Raw genomic sequence first — 7,616 nt, forward strand, 5'->3', positions numbered from 1 at the left:
TGAAAGGAACTCCATCGTCAGGTCGCGCCTTCTACTCGCTCAAGACCAAACACATCACAGTACTTGGCACCCCTCCCGCGTAGCGGGTTCGTGCACGGGGTCGAAAGCAGCCACCTATGCCGATCGGTGAGATCTTGGGGCATCAGCGTAACTGATTGTCCAGTCACGCCACCAGCAGCCACGGAATGAAGGCAGTCGCCGCCGCCTCATTCCAGGAATGGCCCATGTCGGCGCGCCTGCCATGCCGCGCATTCCCACGCGACCCTTCGCCATCGAAGGAAGTCGCGCCTTTGCGCCTCCTTATACGCTTGATCAGCACGCGAGCTCACGCCGGAAATCCTGAAAATTCAGACATTAGCTAATTCTAAAAGGCTGCAATGGGTGGATCGCTGATCTTTGCCAATACACCGGAAGCATCGCGAGGCATTCGGTGGCCTCCCTCAGCGATCCACCCAGCGGCGCAGAAAGAAGCACGAACCCGCGCCTGGCTTCGGGTAGCTTGCTAGGTCTAATGAACGTGACTGCGCACGAGAAAAGCACCCCAAACCCAGCCGCCTTCGACCCTGCACCAGTCGTCAGCTTGGCATTCGTAGAGGGGCAGGGTTTGTCCTTGTCTAAGAATGCCAATCACATTTCCAACCCCGCCCGGAATATCATAAAGGTCTACATCCGAGATTATTGCCGTGGTCGTCTGGCGCGAGGCGCTTCGTTCCGCCGCCATCATGGGAGCGAGGCCCTGTATAGCTTTCGGTACGTTCTGGTTCAGGACGCCAGGTTCACCAGCGTTGAAGTTGCCTGGAGGGTCATATTCGCAAGCCCAGAGGGTGCCTTCATTTCCATTTTGCGAGCAGGTATTTTTGGCGCAACCGATCTTCGTTGTCGCCCGCCAAACAACTTGAGTGAAGTGTCCTGTAACTTTTTTGGGGTTGTTCGCAGGGTCGCATGTGTCCCCAAAAACCGTGCCGCTATCATCTTCTCCAGCCAACTTCGGAGAGGGATTGTCAAAATTGTAAACATTCCATTCGCAATACCATTGCCGCGCAGCCTCTTTCCCGCTACGGCTTGGCCAGCCGAATGAAAGATTTTCTCCAAAGCGATAGTTTGTATCGGTCCCGCATCCGAACGTAGAGCTCTGATGACAAAAATACTCGTCGTTGTTAGTGTTCTTAGCCTTATGACAGCCATCGACCCATTGTTGCGCATTCCTAGCAAGGTCTGCTGACCAGGTTAATTGCGGCACGCCATGTTTAGCGCGATACACATTGTGCTCGTTGCAGATATCCAAGTCTTCCCCAGCAAGGCCTGAACACCCGCCAGAACTCGCCCCTGGCCCAGCTGAGCCCGTACCCGTGCCAGCCCCAGTTGGTGCCGCCACTTGTGTTCTAACTACAACACGGATTAAGAATGCTGCTATGCAGCCTTCGGAGCCAGCCTCTGTGCGTGGCGTGAACGAAACCTCGAATTCTTCGTTCGGTGGCAAATTGTTTACGTCGAAGCGACGCTGATTTTCGAGACCGCCAGTGATACTAACGATAGGCACATTGTTGGATTTTTGCGTAACGTTAAGATCGAAAAACCGTGCGTCACCGTTCGGAGTCCATCTGAGCTTTATTGAGTTGGCGGTGGAATCGATCGACAACGGCTCTGGAAGAGATGGCCTGTGATCGCACGCGGCTTCAGCGTTCCCACTCACCAGTGCTGCCAGTATGGCAACTGTCAGGATTGCGAGGGTTAGTTCTGTAGTGTTCCACATTTAGCCCCCCACGGTAGGCGCGATCAACTTTCTTGCGTCAAATTCATGCGTTGGTAGATTTGGCTGGATATCGATGGCGGTAGTTTACGCTCGTTCGAGCAGCAAAACTATCAGCAGTTTTTACTGCAGCGCGAGGTTGTCACAGCACGTGGCGCTTGCGCGCATCGCTGAACAAAGGCATTTGGGGCTGAAGCGCACCCTGTTTTGACCGGACAGTCGGCGGTTGGGTTTAAGCATTGAGGCGGATGAACTCGCGCGGCGATTTGAAGTTCAGTCCTGAGTGCGGATGGGATTCACAGTAGTCTTCGAACCAATCTGGCAGCAAGGCCAGGATGGTGTCGGTGTCGGGCAGCACGGCCATAGTAAACGTCCGCGAGGGGGTCGGTCGCGGTCGCGCTGATCGCTTCCCGACCAATGGCAGCTATCCCGCCGTCGGTGCCTGATAGCCGCCCGTCTGGAATCGGTCCCCAAACCGCCAGTCAGCAACGCGCCGCACCGCGCACATGTTTGTCAGTTCGAACTTCCCCGCCTGCTACCGCCAGCACATTGGAGCGCAGCGGGGAAAAATACCGTTCCACATTCGCATGGCGGCAGTTCTCAGTTCGCGGTGACATGCCAACGGCGCTTCCGTCTCATCCTGTCGAAACGGGATTGCGCTCCTCAGAACTGCTTTGCAGCCCGCACGCGTCCACCTGTGGATGTCTCGCCGCCGTCGGCGACGTTGAGCAGCAGGCTCAGGTCCAGCATCCACAGGTCCGCGGTCTGCAAGGAAACCCCAGCCGTCAGCGAGCCGAAGGCTCCCGACCCATCGAGGCCCGAGTAGCCGCCCGTCACGCCCAGCTTCGGTGTCATTTGCGTGCCGTTTTCCAGAGTGAACGACCGTGCGATCTCCGCTCCCAGGCTGCCACGGAACTGCTCCTCGTCGAACCCTCCGATATCCACCGTATCCCCGGCATCGTTTCGAACCATGTAGTCGTCAACGCTTTCGGAGAAATACAGGATACGCAGTTTCGGCGTGAAGGTCGTCGCTTCGTCGATATCCCATTGCCCCTCGAGTGCGGTGTCGGCCAGCCAGCGTGTCGTGTTGAACGTGCCGTCCCAGAACGCCGTGTCGATATCATTGGATGAGCCGCCGTAACGCAGGCTGGCGTTCCAGAAGATGTTGCGGGCGATCTCGAACGAGGCATAGGGACCCACTAGCCAGCCGTTGCCGGTCAGTTCTGCATCCACATCGCTCGGGTCGCTCATCCGGTCATAGTGGAAGGACAGACCCACAAGCACCGTTTCCGTCAGGAGATAGTCGGCGCCGGTATTGATCATCGCGAAGCTGCCCCAGCGACCATCACTGTTATCCCGGTTGTGCACCAGGAAGGTGCCGTCGATCCAGATGTTGAACGGCGAGGCGGCCGCACTAACGCCGTCGGCATTGTCGCGCGTCGCCTCTATCTGCCGCAGGCTGGTGGAAACGCTCCCCTCCATGCCCTCCTCCGACGGCATCATGCGCGCGGTGACCGGATCGGTCGCCGCCTCCATCTGGCGGCGCTCCAGAAGCCCCGGAACCTTGATGGCCGAGGAGATCATGTTCTGCCGCGTCTCGACGAAGCCACGTACCAATGCATCGATGTCCTCGGCGACCCTGTCCGCATCAAGCGCCAGCCGGTAGGTGACGACCCCGGTATTGGACGTACCGAGCGCGCTGATCAGCCTGTAGCCGACCTGCACCTCGCCGGAATAGGCGGGATCGGGCTTGTATTGCAAATACCAACCGGCAGGGGCTGCGGCAGCACCAACCGCCGCCACCTCGCCGCGAATGATCGTCGCCGTGCCGGCATTCGCCGGCTCGACAAAGGCAAGCTCAGCCCCCGTGAACGGACCGCCCGTCGCACCGCGGTTGAGGTACACATTTGCAGGCGTCTCACCGGCCGGGACATCCACGATGAGGTTGGCAACCGTGGCTGCCCGTCGCGTCACAGGCAAGGTGAACGTCGCCTTGCCGGTAGCACCAGTGCCATCGCGCACCTCAATGGCAAAGCTATGCGTGCCGGCAGCGTCGACGGAAAGCGGGCCAGTGAGTTCGCCGGTCGAGATGTTCAACACCAGGCCTTTCGGCAAGCTGCCCGAAACGACACTGTAGATCAGCGCCCCCGTTCCGCCCTTTGCGGTGATCGATTGGCGGTAGTCTTCGCCTGCCATCGCTTCATCCAACGCGCCGCCTGGCGGGGTGAAGACGAATGTCACCTTGAGCGGCTCGATCTTCAGTGAATAGCCGGCCGAACCGCTCGTGCCGACAGTATCCGTCGCCGTAACGGTGAAGGAGAAATCACCGCTTGCCGTTGGCGTGCCGCTGATCGCACCGGTCGAGGCATTGAGGCCCATGCCGCCAGGGAGTGCGCCGGCCGTCACCGCATAGCCGATCGTCCCCACGCCGCCACTCGCCGAAATCGAGGTGTCCGAATAGACGGAACCGACCGTACCGGCTGAAAGCGCTGAACCGGTGGCCGGCGTCAGCACCACGGCAGTAGCCCCCACGGCAATCGTGTATCTCGCCGCCGCGGAACCCGATGTCGCTGCCGCGGCCGTCACGGTGAAAGTCGCCGTGCCAAAGCCTCCGGCGGTCGGTGTGCCCGTGATCGCAGCGGTCGATGCGTTGAGGCTCAGCCCTGCGGGAAGCGCACCGCTCGTCACGGCGTAGCCGATCGTCCCCACGCCGCCACTCGCCGAAATCGAAGTGTCCGAATAGGCCACACCGACCGTCCCGACCGAAAGCGCCGAACCGGTTGCGGGTGTCAGCACCACCGACGGCGCGGTGATCGTGATCGAATAGCTGGCGGCGGCCGACTCGGTCGTTGCGGCCGTTGCCGTCACCGTGAAGTTCGTCGTCCCAAGCGCCCCGGCTGTTGGCGTGCCCGTTATCGCACCGGTCGATGTGTTGAGCGCGAGCCCCGCCGGCACCGAACCGGAGGTGACGGCATAGGTGATCGTTCCGGCACCGCCCGTCGCCGAAATGGACGTGTTCGAGTAGGAAGAGCCCACCACACCGGCGGTCAGGGCCGTGCCGGTCGTCGGCGTCAGCACCACCGATGGCGCCACAATTGTTATCGGATAGGTGGCTTGCTCGACGTTGCCGAACATCGACATTACCGCGACGTCGACGCTTGCGGTGCCAAGGGCGGCGGCCGTTGGCGTGCCTGTGATCTCGCCTGTTAAAGCGTTTATCGCCAGGCCGTCCGGAAGTCCGCTTGCTGAGAAGGTAACCCCACCCAAGGGGGAACTCGCGGAGATCGACGTTTCCGTATAGGCCGAACCGACAACGCCGCCGGTCAACGCAGTGCCTGACGCCGGCGAGAGATTCAGTGGCGGCCCGACGGTCGTGATCTGATATGCCTCTGCAACCGAGCCGCTTGTCGCGGCAGTCGCTGTAATGGTGAAATTGAACGTGCCGATAGCGGTCGGCGTGCCGTTGATTGCTCCGGTCGACGTGTTCACGGTGAGACCTGGCGGAAGCGCACCTGCCGTAAGGGCATAGGTGATGGTTCCCACGCCGCCGGTTGCCGAAACGGTGGTCGAATAGGCGACACCCGCCGTGCCTGATGTCAATGGACCGCCGACCGGGGCCAGGACCACAGGTGGCGCGGTGATCGTGATCGAATAGCTGGCGGCGGCCGACCCGGCCGTTGCGGCCGTTGCCGTCACCGTGAAGTTCGTCGTTCCAAGCGCCCCGGCTGTCGGCGTGCCCGTTATCGCACCTGTCGATGTGTTGAGGGTGAGCCCCGCCGGCACCGAGCCGGAGGTTACGGCATAGGTGATCGTGCCGACACCGCCGGTCGCCGAAATGGACGCGTTTGAATAGGACGAGCCGACTACACCGGCGGTCAGGGCTGTGCCGGTCGTCGGCGTCAGCACCACGGGCGGAGCGGTGATCGTGATCGAATAGCTGGCGGCGGCCGACCCGGTTGTTGCGGCCGTTGCCGTCACCGTGAAGTTCGTCGTTCCAAGCGCCCCGGCTGTTGGCGTGCCCGTTATCGCACCGGTCGATGTGTTGAAGGTGAGCCCCGCCGGCACCGAGCCGGAGGTTACGGCATAGGTGATCGTTCCGACACCACCCGTCGCCGAAATTGACGTATTCGAATAGGACGAGCCGACCACGCCGGCGGTCAGGGCCGTGCCGGTTGTCGGCGTCAGCACCACGGGGGGCGCCGTCACCGTGATCGAATAGCTGGCGCTGGCCGCGCCGCTGGTCGCGGCCGTCGCCGTCACCGTGAAATTCGCGGTTCCGAGTGCACCCACTGTGGGTGTGCCGGTGATCGCGCCGGTCGATGCATTGATGCTGAGGCCTGCCGGCAGCGCGCCGGCGGTCACCGCATAGCTGATCGTACCCGACCCCCCGCTCGCCGAGATCGATGCGTTGGAGTAGGAGGTTCCCACCACGCCGGCCGAAAGCGCCGTGCCGCTTGCCGGCGTCAGCGACACCGGGGGGAAGGCATTGATGGTGACGGTAACGTCCTGCAAGAGGAAGTGCACGCCGCCGGTCGAGATGGTGGTGCTGTCCTGGACCTTCAATTTGAAAGTCGAACTGCCGACCGCCGATGGTGTGCCGGACAGGAGACCGCTGCCTGAGAGACTTAAGCCCGGGGGCAGGCTGCCGCTGTCGCGGTTATAGGTGTAACCCGGGGTGCCGCCGCTTGCCGAAAACTGCACGCTGTAGGCCATGCCGACACCGCCGTCCGGCGGGCTGTCAGGCGTCACCTCGATGGCAGGCGCAGCGATGGCGACACTGTAGGCCTTGTCGAGCGTATTGGCCGTCGGCGTCGTCGAATCGGTCACGCGGACGGTAAAGTTGTAGGGACCCGAGCCGGTCGGCGTGCCGGAGATGACGCCGGCGGAGGAAAGGGTGAGGCCGGGCGGCAGGTTGCTGCCTGCCACGAGCGAATAGGTATAGGGGCCGGTTCCGCCACCCGTGCTGAGTGCCCGATTATAGGATGTCCCGATGACCGGCGTCGCAACGCTTGCGGGCGTGACCGTCAGCGGAGAGGTCGACGGATTGATCGTGATGTTGAAGGTAACAGTCGGATTGCCGGTGTCGGCTTCTGTAAGGATGAACGTGTCGGATGTCGCCCCATCCCCGTGGTTGGTGTAAGTGAGGGAGGAACCGCTAATTAAAATATCACCGTGGGATGGTAATAACGGGTGGCTATCCGTATAGCCCCAGAATGCACAAGTAAAGGTTACGCTGCCGCCCGAGGTTATAGTCGCGGTCTGCGGTGAGGTACAAGCCGCCTGGGCTGCCGTCACCGGCCACAGGACGATCAGCCAGATCAAGGTCAGAAATGACAAAAAAAACGCCGGCTTGGCGCGATGCCCGCGCGAAGCGCACGACTTTTCAAGCCATTGCTTATACATTGTCCCGCCCCTATTCACACAGAATGCCACGAGGGGGAAAATCCCACGTCGCGGCCAGCCCGTTCTGCGTCTTCGCCGGCCACTGGCATGAAACACGAGGCAATACAATCCTACGGCGCAGTTGGTGATAAACTTCGCTTAAAAAAGGGGAGGGCGACGATGCGAAATATGCGGCGTTAGCGGGTCCATCATCATCGGGCGTGGCGCGCCGGAGGAGATTCGAAACGGTACTTCATGTTTCGAACGCGCTGTGGATGTCTGCTTTATCAGCCTTGCTCTTCGGAACCGGACCGACAGCTTCCGTGATGAGTTTCGGGCGCCGGCGGGCGTACGAAAGTCCCCGAGGAAGGAACCCGCGGGCCACAGTCAACGGCTATGGAAATTTCGATCTGCGGCCGATGTCGGCGTTGGCGCGGCCGCCGATGGGAAGCGCGAGGTGGATGCGGACAGGCCGCTTGGTTGC

3 protein-coding genes are annotated in these 7,616 nt (G+C 61.3%); all 3 read right to left on the reverse strand.

What is annotated here, in order from left to right:
- Positions 1–508: 508 nt before the first annotated feature.
- Complete coding sequence (locus C8K44_RS26905) at positions 509–1,753, reverse strand: CAP domain-containing protein (RefSeq protein ID WP_109578822.1); 1,245 nt, start codon at positions 1,751–1,753, stop codon at positions 509–511.
- A 229-nt stretch (positions 1,754–1,982) separates the two neighbouring features.
- Complete coding sequence (locus tag C8K44_RS28210; protein ID WP_281063013.1) at positions 1,983–2,114, reverse strand: hypothetical protein; 132 nt, start codon at positions 2,112–2,114, stop codon at positions 1,983–1,985.
- Between the two features lie 299 nt (positions 2,115–2,413).
- The gene (locus C8K44_RS26910; RefSeq protein ID WP_158282819.1) at positions 2,414–7,087 is read right to left on the reverse strand and encodes a putative Ig domain-containing protein; all 4,674 of its coding nucleotides are present in this window, start codon (positions 7,085–7,087) and stop codon (positions 2,414–2,416) included.
- Between the last annotated feature and the right edge of the window lie 529 nt (positions 7,088–7,616).

This window comes from Aminobacter sp. AP02 (genome assembly GCF_003148805.1).
Taxonomy (GTDB): Bacteria; Pseudomonadota; Alphaproteobacteria; order Rhizobiales; family Rhizobiaceae; genus Aminobacter.